This window comes from Ectopseudomonas composti, assembly GCF_001567565.1.
GTDB classification, from domain to species: domain Bacteria; phylum Pseudomonadota; class Gammaproteobacteria; order Pseudomonadales; family Pseudomonadaceae; genus Aquipseudomonas; species Aquipseudomonas composti_A.
Genome location: NZ_LSSW01000031.1, coordinates 34,795 through 53,374 on the forward strand (window position 1 = coordinate 34,795; position 18,580 = coordinate 53,374).

At 60.4% G+C, this 18,580-nt stretch carries 15 protein-coding genes and 1 pseudogene; 6 read left to right on the forward strand and 10 right to left on the reverse strand.

The window, feature by feature from the left end; all coding sequences use genetic code 11:
- Positions 1–37 precede the first annotated feature (37 nt).
- The 3 genes from PCLY_RS21780 (at position 38) to PCLY_RS21785 (ending at position 3,349) form a co-directional block, all read left to right on the forward strand.
- Positions 38–1,285, forward strand: coding sequence for a M24 family metallopeptidase (locus PCLY_RS21780; protein WP_061242229.1), 1,248 nt, complete (start codon positions 38–40; stop codon positions 1,283–1,285).
- Positions 1,286–1,337: 52 nt separating this feature from the next.
- Positions 1,338–1,490 carry a hypothetical protein gene (locus tag PCLY_RS24910; RefSeq protein ID WP_231740198.1) on the forward strand — a complete coding sequence of 51 codons (153 nt, stop codon included), beginning with the start codon at positions 1,338–1,340 and terminating at the stop codon, positions 1,488–1,490.
- Between the two features lie 305 nt (positions 1,491–1,795).
- Positions 1,796–3,349 carry a BCCT family transporter gene (locus PCLY_RS21785; protein WP_061242231.1) on the forward strand — a complete coding sequence of 518 codons (1,554 nt, stop codon included), beginning with the start codon at positions 1,796–1,798 and terminating at the stop codon, positions 3,347–3,349.
- 177 nt (positions 3,350–3,526) lie between these two features.
- Here the strand turns inward: PCLY_RS21785 and PCLY_RS21790 are convergent.
- From PCLY_RS21790 to PCLY_RS21835, 10 genes and pseudogenes are all read right to left on the reverse strand, one after another.
- Positions 3,527–4,204 (reverse strand): annotated as a pseudogene (locus PCLY_RS21790) (type IV secretory system conjugative DNA transfer family protein); the annotation flags it as partial.
- A 455-nt stretch (positions 4,205–4,659) separates the two neighbouring features.
- A complete protein-coding gene (locus tag PCLY_RS21795; protein WP_061242234.1) occupies positions 4,660–6,114 on the reverse strand; it encodes an NAD-dependent succinate-semialdehyde dehydrogenase in 1,455 nt (484 codons plus the stop codon).
- An 18-nt stretch (positions 6,115–6,132) separates the two neighbouring features.
- Positions 6,133–6,936: a 4-hydroxy-2-oxoheptanedioate aldolase gene (hpaI, locus tag PCLY_RS21800; protein WP_061242236.1), complete on the reverse strand. Its 804-nt coding sequence runs from the start codon at positions 6,934–6,936 to the stop codon at positions 6,133–6,135.
- A gap of 15 nt (positions 6,937–6,951) precedes the next feature.
- Positions 6,952–7,755: a 2-oxo-hept-4-ene-1,7-dioate hydratase gene (hpaH, locus tag PCLY_RS21805; protein WP_061242238.1), complete on the reverse strand. Its 804-nt coding sequence runs from the start codon at positions 7,753–7,755 to the stop codon at positions 6,952–6,954.
- Between the two features lie 12 nt (positions 7,756–7,767).
- A complete protein-coding gene (locus tag PCLY_RS21810) occupies positions 7,768–8,178 on the reverse strand; it encodes a 5-carboxymethyl-2-hydroxymuconate Delta-isomerase (protein WP_061242240.1) in 411 nt (136 codons plus the stop codon).
- A 72-nt stretch (positions 8,179–8,250) separates the two neighbouring features.
- Positions 8,251–9,174, reverse strand: coding sequence for a 3,4-dihydroxyphenylacetate 2,3-dioxygenase (gene hpaD, locus PCLY_RS21815; RefSeq protein ID WP_061242550.1), 924 nt, complete (start codon positions 9,172–9,174; stop codon positions 8,251–8,253).
- A 70-nt stretch (positions 9,175–9,244) separates the two neighbouring features.
- Positions 9,245–10,705 (reverse strand): 5-carboxymethyl-2-hydroxymuconate semialdehyde dehydrogenase, encoded by a 1,461-nt coding sequence (gene hpaE, locus PCLY_RS21820; RefSeq protein WP_061242242.1) that lies wholly within the window; start codon positions 10,703–10,705, stop codon positions 9,245–9,247.
- A gap of 19 nt (positions 10,706–10,724) precedes the next feature.
- Entirely contained in the window at positions 10,725–11,492 is a 768-nt protein-coding gene (locus PCLY_RS21825) for a fumarylacetoacetate hydrolase family protein (RefSeq protein WP_061242244.1), read from the reverse strand.
- A 10-nt stretch (positions 11,493–11,502) separates the two neighbouring features.
- Complete coding sequence (locus PCLY_RS21830) at positions 11,503–12,150, reverse strand: fumarylacetoacetate hydrolase family protein (RefSeq protein WP_061242246.1); 648 nt, start codon at positions 12,148–12,150, stop codon at positions 11,503–11,505.
- Between the two features lie 240 nt (positions 12,151–12,390).
- On the reverse strand, positions 12,391–13,890 hold the full coding sequence (locus PCLY_RS21835) for an aldehyde dehydrogenase family protein (protein ID WP_061242247.1): 1,500 nt from the start codon (positions 13,888–13,890) through the stop codon (positions 12,391–12,393).
- Between the two features lie 215 nt (positions 13,891–14,105).
- Between PCLY_RS21835 and hpaR the strand changes: the two genes are divergently transcribed.
- The 3 genes from hpaR (at position 14,106) to PCLY_RS24640 (ending at position 18,516) form a co-directional block, all read left to right on the forward strand.
- Entirely contained in the window at positions 14,106–14,528 is a 423-nt protein-coding gene (hpaR, locus tag PCLY_RS21840; protein ID WP_061242249.1) for a homoprotocatechuate degradation operon regulator HpaR, read from the forward strand.
- Positions 14,529–14,554: 26 nt separating this feature from the next.
- Positions 14,555–15,457 carry a 4-hydroxyphenylacetate catabolism regulatory protein HpaA gene (gene hpaA, locus PCLY_RS21845; protein WP_061242250.1) on the forward strand — a complete coding sequence of 301 codons (903 nt, stop codon included), beginning with the start codon at positions 14,555–14,557 and terminating at the stop codon, positions 15,455–15,457.
- A 404-nt stretch (positions 15,458–15,861) separates the two neighbouring features.
- Positions 15,862–18,516, forward strand: coding sequence for an HD domain-containing protein (locus tag PCLY_RS24640; RefSeq protein ID WP_463440386.1), 2,655 nt, complete (start codon positions 15,862–15,864; stop codon positions 18,514–18,516).
- Positions 18,517–18,580: the final 64 nt, after the last annotated feature.

Sequence of the window (18,580 nt, forward strand, 5' to 3'; positions counted from 1 at the left end):
CGGCGTCTCCCCATTTTATTCCCCAGGAAGTCTGGCCATGTTCGAAAACAAGAATAAGTACCTAGCAGACGAGACCGCTGCGCAGCCCCTGCGCAACCCAGTGAGCGTCGAAACGCATAAAGCGGCTTGCGCCTATCGTCTGCAACGCGTGCGTCAGCAATTGAAGGCCGCTGATTGTGCGGCCATCTTGCTGTATGACCCGGTGAACATCCGCTACGCCACCGACACCTCGAACATGCAGGTATGGACTCTGCATAACTACGCCCGCTATGCGCTGGTGTTCGCCGAAGGGCCGGTGGTGCTGTTCGAGTTCCACAACTGCGAGCACCTGCATGAAGGCAATGAGCTGCTCGACGAGATCCGTCCGGCGATCAACTGGAGCTATTTCGGCGCCGGTTCGCGGATCAGCGAGAAAGCCTTGGTCTGGGCCGACGACGTGTGCGCAGTGATCCGTCAGCATGCCGGTGACAAGGTGCGCCTGGCGGTGGATAAAGCCGATCTGGAAGGTCTTGAGTTGTTGCGTGACAGCGGCATGACCTTGGTCGAGGGGCACAGCCTGATGGAGGAGGCGCGCAAGATCAAATCAGCCGGGGAGCTGGAATTGATGCGCTGGACTATCGCGGTGTGCGAGCGCGGTATCCAGCGCATGCATGACGAGCTGCGTCCGGGGATGACCGAGAACGAGCTCTGGGCCTGGCTGCATTACGAGAATGTCCGTCACGGCGGTGAATGGATTGAGACCCGCCTGCTGGCCTCCGGGCCGCGAACGAACCCCTGGATGCAGGAATCCAGCAACCGGGTGATGAACGAGGGCGAGATCATCAGCTTCGACACAGACCTGATCGGTCCCTACGGTTACTGCGCCGACATATCTCGGGCCTGGACGGTTGGACACGTACCGCCCACCGCCGAGCAGCGCAAACTTTACCGCTTGGCCCATGAGCAGGTGCAACACAACATGAGCCTACTGCGTCCGGGGCTGAGTCACCGCGAGTTCGTCGAGCGTTCCTGGGATATCCCCGCGGCCTATTTGCATAACCGCTACTGCTGTGTGGTGCATGGCGTCGGCCTGGCTGACGAGTACCCAGCTCTGGCGCACAAGGGTGCCGATTGGTCCATTAGCGGTTACGACGGAGTGTTTGAGGAGAACATGGTGCTCTGCGTGGAGAGCTATATCGGCGAGCAGGGCGGTGCCGAAGGGATCAAGCTCGAACAGCAAGTGCTGATTACAGCGAACGGGTGTGAATCCCTGTCGCGTTATCCATGGCAAACGGACTGGCTCTGATGGCCTGCGCTAGAAGACTTCCCGAATCTGACGAAATACGCCGATCCCGCTGATGGTCATGCTGCGCGTGCACCTGCAGGACGATGCACCGCTGCAGCTTCAGGCCGCACCCAATGGCCTCGCGTGTACGGCCCTGGCGGCGGTCATCGAGCCGGCGGTCAGCGTGGAGGCGCGAGTCGAGGAGGCACCCAGCCAGAGGCTCTGAACGGTCCATCCCGATCCGCGAATGGATGCGCAAAGCTCAGCCAGAACAACGAGCCGGCAGGTGCCTGCCTGGAGGCTCGCCAGCGCCCGTGAAACATGGCTTTGGTGCGCTGTCGAGGCGCCCTGAGCAGCTGCTTATATTGATGATTAAAAGTCATAAGTCGCGCAGATTAAATGGTTTGTCGGTGGATTCGGGCCTGATCGACTATTGATCATCCGCAGCGCTTGCCGAGCCACCAACTGCACCAGCAGGGCTCGATCCGGATGCGGAGAAAACTATTACAAGAACAAAATCGAGGTGCGTGCATGAAGCCTATGGTTGCGCAAGACATCGTCGGTCGAGACTTCAATATCCGAGTGCTCGGCTTGAACTTCCATCGCGTCATATTCCCTGTTTCCTTCTCCATCATCCTGTTGCTGGTTCTCCTGGCACTGAGCAATCCCGTGGTCTTCGGCGAGACGCTGGAAGGCATCAAGGGCTGGATCCTGAAGAACTTCGACTGGTTCATCATCATCATGGGCAATCTGGCGGTGCTGTTCTGCGCCGGCCTGGCCCTGTCGCCGCTGGGCAAGGTGCGCCTCGGTGGCCGTGATGCCAAACCCGAATTCAGCACCCTGTCGTGGTTCTCCATGATGTTCGCCGCCGGCATGGGCGTCGGCCTTCTGTACTGGGGCGTCGCCGAGCCGGTGGCGCAGTACACCGCCTGGTGGAAAACACCGCTGAACGTGGCTGCCAGCACCCCGGAGGCCGCCCATGCGGCAATGGGCGCGACGATGTATCACTGGGGCTTTCACCCCTGGGCGATCTACCTGACCAGCGCGTTGGTGGTGGGGTACTTCTCCTACAACAAGGGCCTGCCGCTGTCGCTCAGCTCCGGTCTGCAACCGCTGCTGGGGCGCGGGCACCGTGGCTTGCCGGGGCAGATGGTCGACGTGTTCACCGTGGTGCTGAGCATCTTCGGCCTGGCCACTTCTCTCGGTCTGGGCGCGATGCAGGCCACCGCCGGCATTGCCCACGTGCTGGGTACACCGAATACCTTCGCCTTCCAGCTCATGTTTATCGTCGCGGTCACCTGTCTGGCAGGGTTCTCGCTGTGGCGCGGACTGGATGCCGGGGTCAAGGTCCTGAGCAACATCAATATGCTGCTGGCACTGGTGCTGTTCCTGCTGGTCGCGGTCGGTATCGGTGGCATGGCGTTCTTCTCCAACACCCTGAACGCGGCGGTCGACTACGGCCAGATGTTCCTGCCGCTGAGCAATTGGATCGATCGTCCTGATCAGGACTGGTTCCAGGGCTGGACGGTGTTCTACTGGGCCTGGTGGTGCACCTGGGGGCCGCTGGTGGGGATCTTCGTTGCCCGCGTTTCCAAGGGCCGTACCCTGCGTCAGATGGTCGGCATGGTGATGCTGGCGCCGACCGTGGTGACGCTGCTGTGGTTCTCGGCGTTCGGTGGCGGCGCCATCGCCCAGGTGATCGATGGTAGCGGTGCCCTGGCGGCTGGTCTCAGCGACGTCAACATGGCCATCTTCCAGTTCCTGGAGATGCTGCCGCTGGCTGGCATCGGCTCGCTGCTGGTGGTCGCCCTGCTGGTGTTCTTCATGGTGACCTCGGTGGACTCCGGCGCGCTGGTGATCGACAACCTGTCGGCTGGTGGTGACCCTGACACCCTGCCGGTGCAGCGCGTGCTGTGGCTGGTGATGATCGCGCTGGTGACCGTGACGCTGTTCGTGATCGGCGGCGATACCGCGCTCAAAGGCATTCAGGCCGGTGCCGTAGCCATGGGCCTGCCGTTCATGGTGCTGATGCTGTTGCTGATGATTGGCCTGGTCAAAGGCCTGATTGAAGACTGCCGCAGCTGACGTCTGCCAATCGACGCCCCGACACTCGCCGCAAGGCTGGTGTCGGGGCGTTTGCGTTTCTACGTGTACGGCTATTTACGACCAAAGGCGTGTTTTACCCAGTCGAAAGCAGCATTGTCTGGCGCTGGTGCGTTATCGAAGCTGGACGATATGCTGTCCAGAGAACCTTCGATGCCCCTGCACGCCGCGCACCTCGTGGGCGCCGCGACGCACTTCCAGCAGCGGGTTGTAGGCGGCCGAGGTCAGGTCGGTGGGGTTGAACAGCAGGCAGTGCGAGAAGCGGGAGCGCCAACCCGCGGTCAGGCTCCAGTTCTCGCCCTTGATGTCATGGATGACCGCCGAAGCGGGCCAGGAGAGCAGGGTGGGTACCACCAGACCGACGCCTTTGCCCGAACGAGTCAGTGCGAAGGTCAGGATATGCTCGGGGCCTTCATTACGCAGGTACTGCCCATCGAACTGGCCGAGGAACACGCCCGCAGGCTGGGTCAGGCCAGCATTGCGCACCTCATCCGCATCGGCCCAGCGCGCCGAGCCGTAGGTGGTGACGCGGCGTGCCTGGCGGGCCCGCCAGATAGCCATGCCAATGGCCACCACCAGTGCCAGCAGGCTGCTGCAGGCGGCGATGCTGCCGCCGACGTTGAAGACGTCCGGTGCGTAGGCATCGAAGACGAACCACCTCTCAAACAGACACCAGGGGTGATAGACCGGCGTGCCCAGCAGATCGAACCAAGGCGCTCCCAGGCGAGCCTGGGAGCCGAGTGCGGCAGCCGTCCACTGCGTGGCACTCCATACCCCGGATAGGGTAATGGCCAACACCACCAGCACTTGGCCGTACAGCACCGTCGTCGCTTGCATCCCTGAACCCAACCTCCCAGACAAGACGCACGGCACGCGTATGTGCCGCGAGCGAAAGGTTCGGTACTGGGAGAGGAAGGGTCAAAGACCGTTTTCGAGATGGCTACGAAGGATATGGCAACAGTTATGGCAGAGACGGACAGCGGATGAAACCGGCGAGGTGTGGCGACTACTGCAGGCAGATGTTCACATAGCTATTGTGTCGCCGCCGCGTCTGCGGAAGTTGCTTGTGGACGAAAATAAGATCGATAAGTCTTTAGCCCAGCCAGCGCTCGAATACGCTACTGGCGTTCTTGTCGTGCAATCCAGCGTCAAGCTGGCTCGCAATCTGGCGCTGTGAGTTATCGTCGAGGGCGTCGACAGCCAGGTGACCTCGGGCCACATGCGCGTCATCATCTGTGACGAAGTGCAGTGTTATTTCGTAGCAGTACCCTTGCAGATGGGGGGTACCGGCTTCAGTCGATGCCGAGACACATGTACTTTTGCTCAATATAGTCGTCGATGCCGTAGTGCGAGCCTTCACGGCCCAGGCCGGATTGCTTGATGCCGCCGAACGGCGCGACCTCGGTGGAGATCAGTCCTTCGTTGACGCCGACCATGCCGTATTCCAGCGCTTCGCTGACACGCCAGGCGCGGCCAAGATCGCGGGTGTAGACGTAGGAGGCCAGGCCGAACTCGGTGTCGTTGGCCATGGCGATGGCTTCGGCTTCCGTGTCGAAGCGGAAAATCGGCGCCAGTGGGCCGAAGGTTTCGTCGCGAGCGACCAGCATCTGCGCGGTGACGTCGCCGAGCACGGTCGGCTCGAAGAAGCTGCCGCCGAGTGCATGAGGGCGGCCACCGGCCAGTACCTTGGCGCCCTTGCTGATGGCATCGGCAATATGTTCCTCGATCTTCTCCACCGCCTTGGCGTTGATCAGCGGGCCCTGTTGAGCGCCATCTTCGCTGGCCGGGGCGACTTTCAGCGCGTTGACTGCGACGACCAGGCGTTTGCTGAACTCGTCGTACACGCCGTTCTGCACCAGCAAGCGGTTGGTGCACACGCAAGTCTGCCCGCTGTTGCGGAACTTGGACGCGATGGCGCCCTGTACGGCAGCGTCCAGGTCGGCGTCGTCGAAGACGATGAAGGGCGCGTTGCCACCCAACTCCAGGCTGACTTTCTTGATGGTGCTGGCGCACTGTGCCATCAGCAATTTGCCGATTTCGGTGGAGCCGGTGAAGGACAGTTTCTGCACGTCCGGGTTGCCGGTCAGCTCGGCGCCGATGGCGCGTGAGTGGGTGCCCGGTACGATGTTCAGCACGCCAGCCGGTATGCCAGCGCGCTCGCCGAGCACCGCCAGGGCCAGGGCCGACAGCGGTGTTTCCGAGGCAGGCTTGAGCACCACGGTGCAGCCGGCAGCCAGCGCCGGGCCGACCTTGCGGGTGATCATGGCGTTGGGGAAGTTCCAGGGTGTGATGGCCGCGACCACACCGATGGCCTGCTTGATCACCACCAGGCGCCGGCCCTGCTTGTCATGCGGAATCACATCGCCGTAGATGCGCTTGGCCTCCTCGGCGAACCATTCGATGAAGCTGGCGCCGTAGGCGATCTCGCCACGGCTTTCGGCCAGCGGCTTGCCCTGTTCCCAACTGAGCAGGCGGGCCAGGTCTTCCTGATTTTCCATGATCAGGTTGAACCAGGTGCGCAGGATGGCGCTGCGTTCCTTGGCGGTCCTCTCGCGCCAGGCCGGCAGGGCGGCCTTGGCCGCAGCGATGGCGCGGGCAGTTTCCGCCTGGCCGAGGGAGGCGACTTCGGCGATCAATTCGCCATTGGCCGGGTTGGTCACGGCGAAGCGCGACTGGTCATCGGCCTCGACCCACTGACCGTCGATGAAAGCCTTTTCGCGCAGCAAATTCAGATCGGAGAGTTTCATGTCGTTCTCGTAATCGCTTCAGTAAACGCCGCCGCCAGACGTGGACGGTGTCGGTGCATCCTTGAAAGTCGCAGCCAGGGTTTGCAGGCCGCGCATCAGCACGGTGGTGTCGACGCCGACGGCGACGAACTTGGCGCCCAGTTCCAGGTAGCGCCGCGCCAGGCTCTGGTCGGCGCTGAGGATGCCGGCGGCCTTGCCGGCCTTGCCGATCCGCACGATGGCGTCTTCGATGGCGGCCTGCACCTCTTGGTGGCCGGGGTTGCCGCGATGGCCCATGGACGCGCTGAGGTCGGCGGGGCCGATGAACACGCCATCGACGCCCTCGACCGCGACGATTTCATCCAGCTTGGCCAGGCCGTCGAGGTTCTCGATCTGCACCAGCAGGCACATCTGCTCGTCAGCCTTGTCCAGATAACCGGGAATGCTGTTCCAGCGCGAGGCGCGAGCCAAGGCGCTGCCGACACCGCGTACGCCGTGCGGTGGGTAGTGCATGGCGCGCACCAGCTCGCGGGCTTGTTCGGCGCTTTCCACCATCGGCACCAGCAGGGTCTGCGCGCCGATATCCAGCAGTTGCTTGATCAGCGCGGTATCGCCGATCACCGGGCGAATCACCGGCTGGCTAGGGTAGGGGGCGATGGCCTGCAACTGGCCGAGCAGGCCGCGTAGGTCATTCGGGGCGTGTTCACCGTCGATCAGCAGCCAGTCGAAGCCGGCATTGGCCGCTAGCTCGGCGCAGTAAGCGTCGGCCAGACCGAGCCACAGGCCGATCTGTGCTTCACCCGACTGCAGGCGTTGTTTGAAGGTGTTGATGGGCATGTCCATGATCGCCTCCTGCGCTCAGACGAACCGGCAGGCGATGCTGCCGAGCACGTCGTAGTCGACGTGGAAGGTGTCGCCGGGGCTGGCGGCCACCGGGCGGGTGAAGGAGCCACCGAGGATGATCTGCCCCGGTTCCAGGGTGACGTCGTACGGCGCCAGTTTGTTGGCCAGCCAGGCCACGCCCTTGGCCGGGTGGTTGAGCACGGCGGCGGATACGCCGGATTCCTCGATCACGCCATTGCGGTAGAGCACCGCCGGCACCTTGCGCAGGTCGATCTCGGTCGGTCGCACGGCGCGGCCGCCCATCACCACGCCAGCGTTGGCGGCGTTGTCGGAGATGGTGTCGAACACTTTGCGGGTGACCTTGGTTTGTGGGTCGATCTGCTGGATGCGGGCATCGATGATTTCCAGCGCCGGGATCACCCATTCGGTGGCGTCGAGCACGTCGAAGATCGTCACGTTCGGGCCTTTCAGCGGTTTGCCGAGAATGAACGCCAGCTCCACTTCCACGCGCGGCACGATGAAGCGCTCGAAGGGGATGTCGCTGCCTTCCTCGAACAGCATGTCGTCGAGCAGGGCGCCGTAGTCCGGCTCGGTGATGTTGGAGGACACCTGCATGGCGCGCGAGGTCAGGCCGATCTTGTGGCCGACCAGCTTGCGGCCATCCTTGATCTTCTGCTCGACCCAGGCGCGCTGGATGGCGTAGGCGTCTTCGATGGTGATGTTCGGGTAGTCCAGGGAGAACTGGCGGACCTGCTGGCGCGAACGCTCGGCGGAGTCCAGGCGTGCGGCGGCCTGCTGAATGATGCTGGCATCGAGCATGGTCAATGAACCTCAGGAAGTCTTGTTGAACAGGGGGTGCAGGCTGCTGTGCTTGGCGTCGAAGACCTGGCCGGGACTTTCGTCGATCTGCAGGGTGACGCCCACAGGGCGTTTGGCCAGCAGATCGTCGAGGTGCGTACGCAGCACACGCATCAGGTTGTCGCCGACCTGCTTGTGCACCACCTGGCTGCGCCCGGCGCCCATGCGCAGGTTGGCGTAGAGAAAGCCGTAGTCACCCTTGCCATCGGCCACCGCCGAATGAGCCGCCGGGTAGGCCAGCACGCGGGTGCCGCCGATGGGGAACACCGCCTTGCCGGCTTCATCACGTTGTTCGAGCATGCAGTCGGCCAGGGCGCGACACAGGGCCCCGACATCCACATCAGGTTCGACGTCGGAGGTGTAGAGCAGTACCAGGTGGGGCATCGTGATGTCCTCACAAAAGCAGGAGCGGCCGCCGCAAACCAGGGCTTCGCGGCTAAAGCCGCTCCTACGGGGTCAGAGGCGGCTGGTGGGGGCGACGCCAGCCGGGTTGGAGGCCTGGGCTTCGGGGATGGCGGAGCCGTCCTGTGGGGTGACCGGGAAGATGGCGTTGATCTGGCCGGTGCCGGAGGAGCCGAAGTAGGGCGTGACCACTTCGGCCTTGGCGTTGTATTTCGACCAGCCCAGCGCGCCGAGCAGCATGGCGGTGTCATGCATGAAGCCTTCGCCATGACCCTTGACGGCGTATTCCGGGAGCATGTTGCAGAAGGCTTCCCACTCGCCGTCCTGCCACATCTGCACTACGCGGTGGTCGAGGGTTTCCAGGAACGGGCTCCAGACCTTGGTGGCGAAATCCGGCGCCTGGCCGTTCTGGGCGAAGCGGTGCGACAGCGAGCCGCTGGCGAAGAACGCCACGGTGCCGTCGTAGTGTTCCTCCACGGCCTTGCGCATGGCCCAGCCGAGGCGGGCGCTGTCGGCCAGGTAATGCGAGGTGCATAGCGCCGAAACCGAGACCACCTTGAAGTGCTGATCCTGGTTCATGTAGCGCATTGGCACCAGGGTGCCGTACTCCGGGCCCAGGGTGGTGGCGTCGTGCGCCATGGTCTCGACACCCAGGCGGTTGCACTCGGCTGCGAGGATCTTGCCCAGCTCCGGGTTGCCCGGGAACTCGTACTCCATGTTGCTGATGAAGTGTGGCAGCTCGTTGCTGGTGTACAGCCCCTTGAAATGCGGCCCGCAGAGGACGTGGTAGTTGGCGTTGACCAGCCAGTGGGTATCGAACACGACGATGGTGTCGACGCCCAGTTCGCGGCAGCGCTTGCTGATTTCGATATGGCCGTCGATGGCTGCCTGACGGAAACCCTGACGCGGGCCGGGCAGTTCCGAGAGGTACATCGAGGGTACGTGGGTGATCTTGGCGGCGAGAGCGAGCTTACCCATGGTGATCTCCGTATTGTTCTTGTTGACGATGGGCTGCAAGGCAAGAGCAACGCTCCCGCTTGCAGCGGCGTTATACGCCCCAGCGCGGGATGTGGTGGCTGCCCATCGAGATGCACACGTTCTTGATCTCGGCGAACACCTCGAAGCTGTATTCGCCACCTTCGCGGCCAGTGCCCGAACCCTTCACGCCGCCGAAGGGCTGGCGCAGGTCACGCACGTTCTGGCTGTTGATGAACACCATGCCGGCTTCGATGCCGCGGGCCAGGCGGTGGGCCTTGCCGATGTCCTGCGTCCAGATATAGGAGGCCAGGCCGTACTCGGTATCGTTGGCCAGACGCAGCGCTTCGGCTTCGTCCTTGAACTTGATCAGGCACACCACCGGGCCGAAGATTTCTTCCTGAGCGATGCGCATGCGGTTGTCGACGTGGGCGAACACGGTGGGCTGGATAAACTGCCCCTTGGCCAGGTGCGCCGGCAGATTGGCCGGGCGCTCCAGGCCGCCCGCGAGCAGTTCGGCGCCTTCTTCCATACCGATCTTGATGTAGCCGGTGACCTTGTCGTAGTGCGCCTGGGTGATCATCGAGCCGACCTGGGTTTTCGGGTCGGTCGGGTCGCCAACGATCAGGCGCTTGGCACGGGCGGCGAACTCGGCGACGAACTGGTCGTAGACGCTCTCCTGAATGAAGATGCGCGAGCCTGCGGTGCAGCGCTCACCATTGAGCGAGAAGATGGTGAACAGCGCGGCGTCGAGGGCGCGGTCGAGGTCGGCGTCGTCGAAGATCAGCACCGGGCTCTTGCCGCCCAGCTCCATCGAATACTTCTTCAGGCCGGCGGTCTGCATGATCTTCTTGCCGGTGGCGGTGCCGCCGGTGAAGGAGATCGCGCGCACGTCCGGGTGGCGCACCAGGGCGTCGCCAGCGGTGGCGCCGTAACCCTGTACCACGTTGAGCACGCCCGGCGGAATGCCGGCTTCCAGGGCCAGGCGGCCCAGCTCGTTGGCGGTCAAAGGCGACAGCTCGCTCATCTTCAGCACCGCCGTGTTGCCCAGCGCCAGGCAGGGCGCGGTCTTCCAGGTGGCGGTCATGAACGGCACGTTCCACGGCGACACCAGGCCACACACGCCGACCGGCTGGTACAGGGTGTAGTTGAGCATCTGGTCGTCGACCGGGTAGCTGTGGCCGTCCATGCGTGTGCAGACTTCGGCGAAGAAATCGAAGTTGTGCGAAGCGCGCGGGATCAGCACGTTCTTGGTCTGGTGAATCGGCAGGCCGGTGTCCAGGGTTTCCAGCTCGGCCAGTTTCGGCACGTTCTGGTCGATCAGCTCACCCAGCTTGCGCATAAGCTTGGCGCGCTCCTTGGCCGGGGTGCCCGCCCACTTGGGGAAGGCTTCCTTGGCGGCGACCACGGCGCGGTTGATTTCCTCGGCGCCGCCGCTGGCGACTTCACCGATGGCTTCGCCGGTGGCCGGGTTGTAGTTGGTGAAAGTCTCGTTGCTCTCGACTTCCTGGCCGTTGATCCAATGCTTGATCATGTTCTGTGCCTCGTAGGTGTCACTTGCCGCGCGCGGCGAAGAATGCGGATTCGCTGACGATACGGTTGACCAGGCGGCCAACGCCTTCCACTTCCACCACCACTTCATCGTCTGGCACCACATCGGCCAGGCCTTCCGGCGTGCCGGTGGCGATCATGTCGCCGGGCTGCAGGGTCATGAAGCTGGAGAAGTATTCGATGAGATACGGAATGTCGAAGATCATGTCCGCGGTGGTGCCTTCCTGTTTCAACTCGCCGTTGATCCAGGTGCGCAGCTTGAGCTTGGACGGATCAGAAACGTCGGCGGCATCGACCATCCATGGGCCGACCGGGGTGGTGCAGTCGCGGTTCTTCACCCGCAGGTTGGGACGGTAGTAGTTTTCCAGGTAGTCGCGGATGGCGTAGTCGTTGCAGACGGTGTAGCCGGCCAGGTACTGCAGGGCGTCCTCGCGCTTGACGTTCTTCGCCGGCTTGCCGATCACCGCCACCAGCTCGCACTCGTAGTGCATGTACTTGACGTTGTCTGGGCGCCAGGTCAGCTGATTGTGGCCGGTGTAGGTGCCGGGCGACTTGATGAAGGCCAGCGGCTCGGTCGGCGCCTTGAAGGCCAGTTCGGCGGCGTGGTCGGCGTAGTTCAGGCCGAGGGCGAACATGCTGCCTTCGGCAGGCGGCAGCCACTCGACATCGGTTTCGGCGAGCAGGCGACCATCGGCCAGGCGCACGGCGTTGTCCGCCTCGACGGTAACGGCGTGGATCTGGTTCTCGTAGCGAATACGGGCGTGTTTCATCTTGCTCTCCTTACTGCGCCACGATGTGGTTGGTCAGGCGACCCAGGCCGCTGATTTCCACGCTCACTTCATCGCCGGGCTGCACGTCGACCCGACCTTCCGGGGTGCCGGTGATCAGCACGTCGCCTGCATGCAGGGTCATGAACTCGCTGAGTTCGGCGATCAGGCGCGGCACGCTGCGCACGAAGTTGGCGGTGGTGTTGTCCTGGCGCACTTCGCCGTTGACCAGCAGCTTGAGGGTCAGGGAATGCGGGTCCGCCAGCTCGATCACTTCGCTGCCGAGGGCGCAGAAGCCATCGCGGCACTTGGCCTTGACGGCGGGGCGGTAGTAGCTCTCTTCCGGCAGGCTGAATTCGTTGACGATCACATAGCCGGCGACATGGGTCAGGGCATCCTGCTCAGTGACGCGGCTGGCGCTCTTGCCGATCACCACGCCCAGGGCCGGGCCAGGCTGCAGGCGCTCGCCGGCTGGCATCACCACCGGCTGGCCGTCGCCATTGCGGGTATTAGGCGTCTTGATGAACAGCACCGGCTTGAGCGGTGGCTGCTGGTATGGCGGCTCGTTGAACTCGGCCAGGCGGCTGCGCAGCAGGCCCTGGTAGTTCAGGGCTACGCCGAAAAGTGTTCCGCTGGCGGCCTGTTCGGTGGGGCGACTCATTTCTTGTTCTCCTGCTCGGGGCGTTTGACATCGCCGGTTCGGTATCTGTCGTTAATATATTAATTTTAAAGTTAATATGTAAACGAAATTCTTGTTGCGGCGTCGGCCTGATCCTGTACGGGTGATATTGATGGTGTAGAAGGCGGCCTTTAATGGCTGTTTCAGGGAATCAATTGCACTTTTGCTGGTTTACGCGTCTGGGCGGCGGTCTTTGCTCGGCAAGGCCGCCGCGCGTCGTCATCAGTAGGTGATGCACACCGATTTGACTTCGGTGAAGCCTTCGATGGCGCTGCGGCCGAATTCGCGGCCCATGCCCGATTGCTTGTAGCCGCCGAAGGGCAGGTTGGGGTCGACCGGGACGTGGTTGTTGACCCAGACGGTGCCGGCCTCGACCTGCGGAATCAGCTCCATCACCCGGCCCAGGTCGTTGCTCCAGAGGCTGGCGGTCAGGCCGTAGCGGCTGTCGTTGACCATCTGCAGCCCTTGTTCGAGGTTGTCGTAGGGCACCACGGACAGCACTGGGCCGAAGATCTCTTCCTGCACGCAGGTCATGCGTTGCTGCATGTCGGCCAGTACGGTCGGGGCGACGAAGTAGCCGGGCAGATCCACGGGCTGGCCACCGGTGGCGAAACGTGCGCCTTCGCGACGGGCCGTTTCCAGGTAGTTGAGCACGCTGTTTTGCTGCTTCTTCGACACCAGCGGGCCGACCTGGGCGGTGGCGTCCATGCCGGCGCCGATGCTCAGTGCACCGACCTGGGCGCTGAGCGCCTCGACGAAACGCCCATAGTGGCGCGCCGGTACATAGATGCGCGAGGCTGCTGCGCAGACCTGGCCCTGGTTGAGCAAGCCGCCGCCGATGGCACCGGCCACGGCCTTGTCGAGGTCGGCGTCCTCCAGCAGCAGCATGGGGTTCTTGCCGCCCAGTTCGAGGGTGAAGCGGGTCATGTTCTGCAGCGCGGCGATGCCCACCTGCTTGCCGACCGCGGTGGAGCCGGTGAAGGACACCTTGTTCACCAGCGGATGCGCCACCAGCGCCGGGCCGACTTCGGCGCCACGGCCAATCAGCACGTTGAACACCCCGGCGGGGATGCCGGCTTCGACGGCCAGCTCGGCCAGGCGCAGGGCAGTCAGCGGGGTTTCGTCGGCTGGCTTGATGATCACGGTGCAGCCGCAGGCCAGCGCCGGGATGACCTTCCACAGCGCAATCATCATCGGGAAGTTCCACGGCACGATGCCGGCTACCACGCCTGCCGGTTCACGGCGGGTGTAGGCATTGAAGCGCGCGTGCTCCGGCATGGGGATGGACACGTCGAGCGTCTGGCCTTCGATCTTGGTGGCCCAGCCGGCCATGTAGCGCATGTAGTTGAGCGATGCGCCGACTTCGATGGCGCGCGACAGGTGGATCGACTTGCCCTGGTTGAGGGTTTCCAGCTGGGCCAGTTCTTCGCTGTGGGCCTCGACCAGATCGGCGAAACGCAGCAGGATGCGCTCACGCACGGCAGGTGCCAGCTTGCTCCAGCAGCCCGAGGCGAAGGCGCGCTGGGCCGAGGCGACGATGGCCTCCACTGCCGCTGCGTCGGCCAGCTCCAACTGGGTCAGCACCTGCGCGCTCGCCGGGTTGAAAATCTCCATCCCCTCGCCATGCCGAAGGCTGGTTTGCGCGCCATCGACAAAGGAGCTGTGACGCTTGTTCAGAAAGCTATCGACGGCGGGGAGAGTGGGTACGAGTGAGGTGGCCATGGGCGCGGAGCTCCTGCTACAAGTGGATTGCCAACATCGGGCCGTGGCTCGAGTCAGTTGGAGATCAGCATAAGAGCGGGCCGGCCGGCGAGCTTGACCGAGGCTGCCGCAGGCCATGTATGAGCATGCCAGTCGCACAGGCAGTGATTGACGGCAGGGTGTTATCTGCTTTATTTCGTTAAGCTATTTACTAATTCCGCTCTGTGAACCTTGCCATGCCCACACCTCGACCTTCCCTGACCCTTACCCTGCTGCAGGCCCGTGAAGCGGCCATGAGTTTCTTTCGTCCGCTACTCAACGAACACGGCCTTACCGAGCAGCAATGGCGGGTCATCCGCATCCTGCGCCAGCAGGGGGAAATGGAGAGCTTTCGCCTGGCCGAACTGGCCTGCATCCTCAAGCCGAGCATGACCGGTGTGCTCAGCCGTCTGGAGCGCGACGGTATCGTGGTGCGACGCAAATCCACCACCGATCAGCGCCGCATCCATATCAACCTGACCGAGAAGGGCCACGCCTGCTTCCTTTCCATGAGCGATGGCATGGAGCACAACTACCAGCGCATTCAAGAGCAGTTCGGCGAAGAGAAGCTGCAACAACTGCTTGGCCTGCTCAACGAACTCAAGCAGATCAAGCCCTGACACTGGTGAGCTGAGGGGGAGGAGCCATGCACGATCCGCAACCCATCCCCAACATCAACATCGGCCAGGTCTACGACCAGCGTTACGCGGATGCGGATGTGCATTACGAGGCCCTTGGCAAGCTGGCCGACTTCTTCGGCCGCAACATGCCGGTGCATCGGCATGACCGCTTCTTTCAGGTGCACTACGTCAAGAGCGGCGTGGTGCGGGTGTACCTGGATGACCAGCGCTACCAGCAACAGGGGCCGATGTTCTTTCTCACCCCGCCGACCTTTCCCCATGCTTTCGTCACCGACGCCGACAGCGACGGTCATGTGCTGACCGTGCGCCAGGAGCTGGTCTGGCCGCTGCTGGAGAGCCGCCAGGGGCTGGCCCAGGGGCCGCAGATCGCGCCCCTGTGCGTGGCGGTGGGCGAGCTGGACGGGCAATACGACGGCGAGGTCGCGCGGCTGAACCTGCTGTTCGACGAACTGCGCCACGAATTCGCCGACGACCGCCCTGGCCGCGAACTCAGCCTGGCGGCGCTGACCCGGCTGATCTTCGTCAGCCTGCTGCGCCTGTCTGCCCGCACCATCCAGGCGCAGCCGGCGCGTGGCGAAGACCTGCACATCTTCCAGCGCTTCAATGCCCTGATCGAAACCCACTATCAGGAACACTGGTCGCTGGGCCGCTACGCCACGCAACTGGGCGTCACCGAAGCGCGCCTCAACGACATCTGCCGCCGCATCGCCGACTTGCCGTCCAAACGCCTGGTGTTCGACCGCCTGATGCAGGAAGCCAAGCGCCTGCTGCTGTTCACCGGCAGCTCGGTCAATGAAATCTGCTACCAGCTGGGCTTCAAGGATCCGGCCTATTTCAGCCGGTTCTTCACCCGCAATGCGGGGGTGACGCCGGGGGAGTATCGGGTGGCGAAGGGAGCGGTGGAGTAGGGGCTTTGGGTGGTCAGGGTTGTGGTGATGGCAGCTCTCGGATATTGGCTGTTGAGGGCATCGTCTCTCCTCCTTGTATTGTTGGAGGCTAGAGGGTGCCTAAGGAATCGTGGTCTATACGTGGGTGGTTTTAAAACGGTTCAACTGCGATATTATTAAGCCATTATCTAGCAGTCTGTTAGTGTCTGATTAACATCAGAAAATGCTCGAATAGGGCAGGCACTTACAGGTTGGCTAGGCAATTTTGATCAATTGCTGTCAGCAGTTCATGAGGGCATAAAGATATGCAGATTAGGCCGCCATTAACAGAGTTGCATGAGACAAAACTTTACCGATATTTAGCATCGATCGACCAAGAGTATTCCGAGCGAATCACAACGTTTGTTCGCGAAATAGCACCTTTGATGGCGTCGATTGAAAGTTATTTTCCTTACTATACTCGGCATGACGCACACCACGGATACCAAGTGGTTAGGAGAATGGCTCAATGCGTACTTCCCTCCTGCTTCAACTCCTTAAAGCCAGAAGCACTAACGGCACAAGAAGTTTTTTTATTAATTGCCGCTGCATATGCACATGATCTGGGTATGGCTGTTTTTCCCGGAGAAGAGGCGGCTTTAAGAGCAAAGCTTCGCCTTGACGATGTGCCGGATTGGAAAACAAGCGGCAAGCTTCAAAGCTATCTACGGCAAAATCATTCTATCCGTGGAGGTGAGTACATCGAGAAATGTGCCGAGCAATTTGGCGTCCCTCGTAATCTGGTTTCAGCACTAGATCTACTCATGAAGGCGCATAATTACTCTATAGCTCAACTGGAAAAAGAGTTGCAGCGCCCATTCGCAACTGGCCAAAAAGAAAGCGACCTGGCTCAGTTGGCGGTAATTGTATGCGTGGCAGACGCTATAGAGTTCAGTGATACACGAGTACTTGATGGCGTACTTGATAAAATTGGAGTAGATGAAAGCTCTGCTGCCCGAATCTCTTATGCTGAGAATATGAAACACGTCTGCACTGGTGACAGTCTAGCTGTGACTGATGACGGTCGAATTATTGTCAGTGGTGCATTTCAGGATGCCGATGTCCTAGCTCTCGCTCATCGGACTTTTGATCAAATGGAAGAGTGGATTCAGGGGTACTGCGATATAGACCGTCGATGCAAAAGTAGAAGACTGAAGATTGTAGGGGAGCCTTTTCAGCGCAATCTGTCATTCAGTCGAGGAAATTTTCAGAGATTGGGTGTTAGGCTAAATAAGCGAAGTGTAATCGACTTGATCGCATCCAATGCAGTTTGGCGAACTAAACAGGGCATTGCATTGCGTGAATTAGTGCAGAACGCGGTTGAGGCATGCCGCTTTAGGGAACATCACTCTGCACGCTCGGACAAGTATTGTCCAGAAATCAGCGTAATTTTTGACAGAATACGACATGCAGTGATAGTCAGTGATAATGGATGCGGGATGTCGGAGCGTACTGTTCTGAATAACTTGCTTACTGTCGGGAGCAGTAGGTCTAGTGAGCCTGCATATATAGATAGCGAGTACGCACCGATTGCCCGCTTTGGTATTGGTTTTTGGTCGGTTTTTACCATTGCAGATGTGGCCAGCGTGTCCACCGCCGCATTTGAGGGCTATAGAGGAAGACCCGCCGAAGCTATGAATGCTCAAGGCTTCGAGTTTGACGTTCAACTCGCAGAGCTCAAAGATTTTACAGTTTTTACAGCAGTTGAAAGGCCCTGCGGAACAACCATAAAGCTAAAGCTAAAGCCTGATGTTATTATTGATGACGTATTTACAGATCTGAAAAGGCAGTTGGTTTGTTCAATGGTGCCTCTAACTTTGGTTTTGGACGAGGCAGAAGAGGTAATTGGCAGAGCTTTGCCTAAAGTTGAAGAGGTTGCTCTGTTTGGAGTGAGGCGTTTAAAGGCAAAAGAACTTGGTGTGAGGTGCTTTAACTATTCCGCTGAACTAGCTGGCGCATCTGTTTCGTTTGGCCTCGCGTATCGGACTGACGGAGAAATTACGACATTTACAGCGGAGTCTGGCGTTGCATTGCATAGAGTGTTGGATAGCTTTTACAGAAGTCAGTCAGCTGTGTGCGGATTTTCAGTGCCAGTACGAATTTCTCCATTATGCATCGATTTGGAGAGGGTCGGTACCTATAAAGTAAATGCCACCTCTCCTCGTGGATTTGAATTTTCCATCGATAGAACTCAGTTGAATGATAATGAAGCAGCTCAAGAATTCATAAAATCGGCTAGGGATATTATTCATGATGGGTATCGTGATTTTCTCAGGCAGACCAATTCTTATTCTCCGTCGGCGATCAATCGTTTGCAGAGAGAGGCTGCTGCAGGAGGTGGTAACGTATATGATCAATTCACAGGAAGCGAGCTATCTACCGCCAAATCAAGTTACCCTGATCTGATTTGCCTGGAGCTAATTCCTGTTATGCGAGATTGCGAATTCAATCATGCAAGGCGCAGCGCAAGATATGTTAGTTTAAATGAGTTGTGCAGCATGAGTGGCATAGTTTGGTGTTTGCAAGCGCAGCGCGGTAGGTTTAGTTTAAGAGGAGCGCCATATTTTTCTCTTGAAGACTCGGGGATGCTTGAGTTGGTGTACGCTTTCATACAAAGGCAGCAGGAAGCTCTAAGGGACGATATTCCTATATATATAGCGCGGCCAGATCGAAATTTTTCACTTCTATTCGACAATGATAGTCGCTCATATGCTCATGTGACCTCTCTGCCTAATGAGTTTTGCTTTCTTGCAGTCAATTTGGCGAATGTTGATTATACAGGTAATGCTGTCAACATTATTCCTGATATTAGAGGCGTGTGGACGGGGGCTATTTATTGGCGAGATTTTGATGTGTCAGATAATAAGCCATACTTATTCCTTGGCCGACATCGTGTTCTGGTTAGGCCTGGAACTGCGCTTCAGTCCCATATTCAAGCTCTTGCGGATAACTCTCGATTTTCTGCTATAGCGAATATCGTTAAGCTTCTTCAGGAGGACGAAGCAGGTCATTTAGTAGAGGAATTAAAGGGCCTGTTGTAAGGGGGATTGGGCGGCTTATGCTGCCTGGCGATAGGCTTCTTTGTTGTAAGACGCCAATCGCATG

What these genes read in the sequence shown, in the direction of transcription:
- PCLY_RS21780 (WP_061242229.1), top strand. Translation starts at nt 38, where the DNA reads ATGTTCGAAAACAAGAATAAGTACCTAGCAGACGAGACCGCTGCGCAG.
- PCLY_RS24910 (WP_231740198.1), top strand. Translation starts at nt 1,338, where the DNA reads ATGGTCATGCTGCGCGTGCACCTGCAGGACGATGCACCGCTGCAGCTT.
- PCLY_RS21785 (WP_061242231.1), top strand. Translation starts at nt 1,796, where the DNA reads ATGAAGCCTATGGTTGCGCAAGACATCGTCGGTCGAGACTTCAATATC.
- PCLY_RS21795 (WP_061242234.1), bottom strand. Translation starts at nt 6,114, where the DNA reads ATGAAACTCTCCGATCTGAATTTGCTGCGCGAAAAGGCTTTCATCGAC.
- hpaI (WP_061242236.1), bottom strand. Translation starts at nt 6,936, where the DNA reads ATGGACATGCCCATCAACACCTTCAAACAACGCCTGCAGTCGGGTGAA.
- hpaH (WP_061242238.1), bottom strand. Translation starts at nt 7,755, where the DNA reads ATGCTCGATGCCAGCATCATTCAGCAGGCCGCCGCACGCCTGGACTCC.
- PCLY_RS21810 (WP_061242240.1), bottom strand. Translation starts at nt 8,178, where the DNA reads ATGCCCCACCTGGTACTGCTCTACACCTCCGACGTCGAACCTGATGTG.
- hpaD (WP_061242550.1), bottom strand. Translation starts at nt 9,174, where the DNA reads ATGGGTAAGCTCGCTCTCGCCGCCAAGATCACCCACGTACCCTCGATG.
- hpaE (WP_061242242.1), bottom strand. Translation starts at nt 10,705, where the DNA reads ATGATCAAGCATTGGATCAACGGCCAGGAAGTCGAGAGCAACGAGACT.
- PCLY_RS21825 (WP_061242244.1), bottom strand. Translation starts at nt 11,492, where the DNA reads ATGAAACACGCCCGTATTCGCTACGAGAACCAGATCCACGCCGTTACC.
- PCLY_RS21830 (WP_061242246.1), bottom strand. Translation starts at nt 12,150, where the DNA reads ATGAGTCGCCCCACCGAACAGGCCGCCAGCGGAACACTTTTCGGCGTA.
- PCLY_RS21835 (WP_061242247.1), bottom strand. Translation starts at nt 13,890, where the DNA reads ATGGCCACCTCACTCGTACCCACTCTCCCCGCCGTCGATAGCTTTCTG.
- hpaR (WP_061242249.1), top strand. Translation starts at nt 14,106, where the DNA reads ATGCCCACACCTCGACCTTCCCTGACCCTTACCCTGCTGCAGGCCCGT.
- hpaA (WP_061242250.1), top strand. Translation starts at nt 14,555, where the DNA reads ATGCACGATCCGCAACCCATCCCCAACATCAACATCGGCCAGGTCTAC.
- PCLY_RS24640 (WP_463440386.1), top strand. Translation starts at nt 15,862, where the DNA reads ATGGCGTCGATTGAAAGTTATTTTCCTTACTATACTCGGCATGACGCA.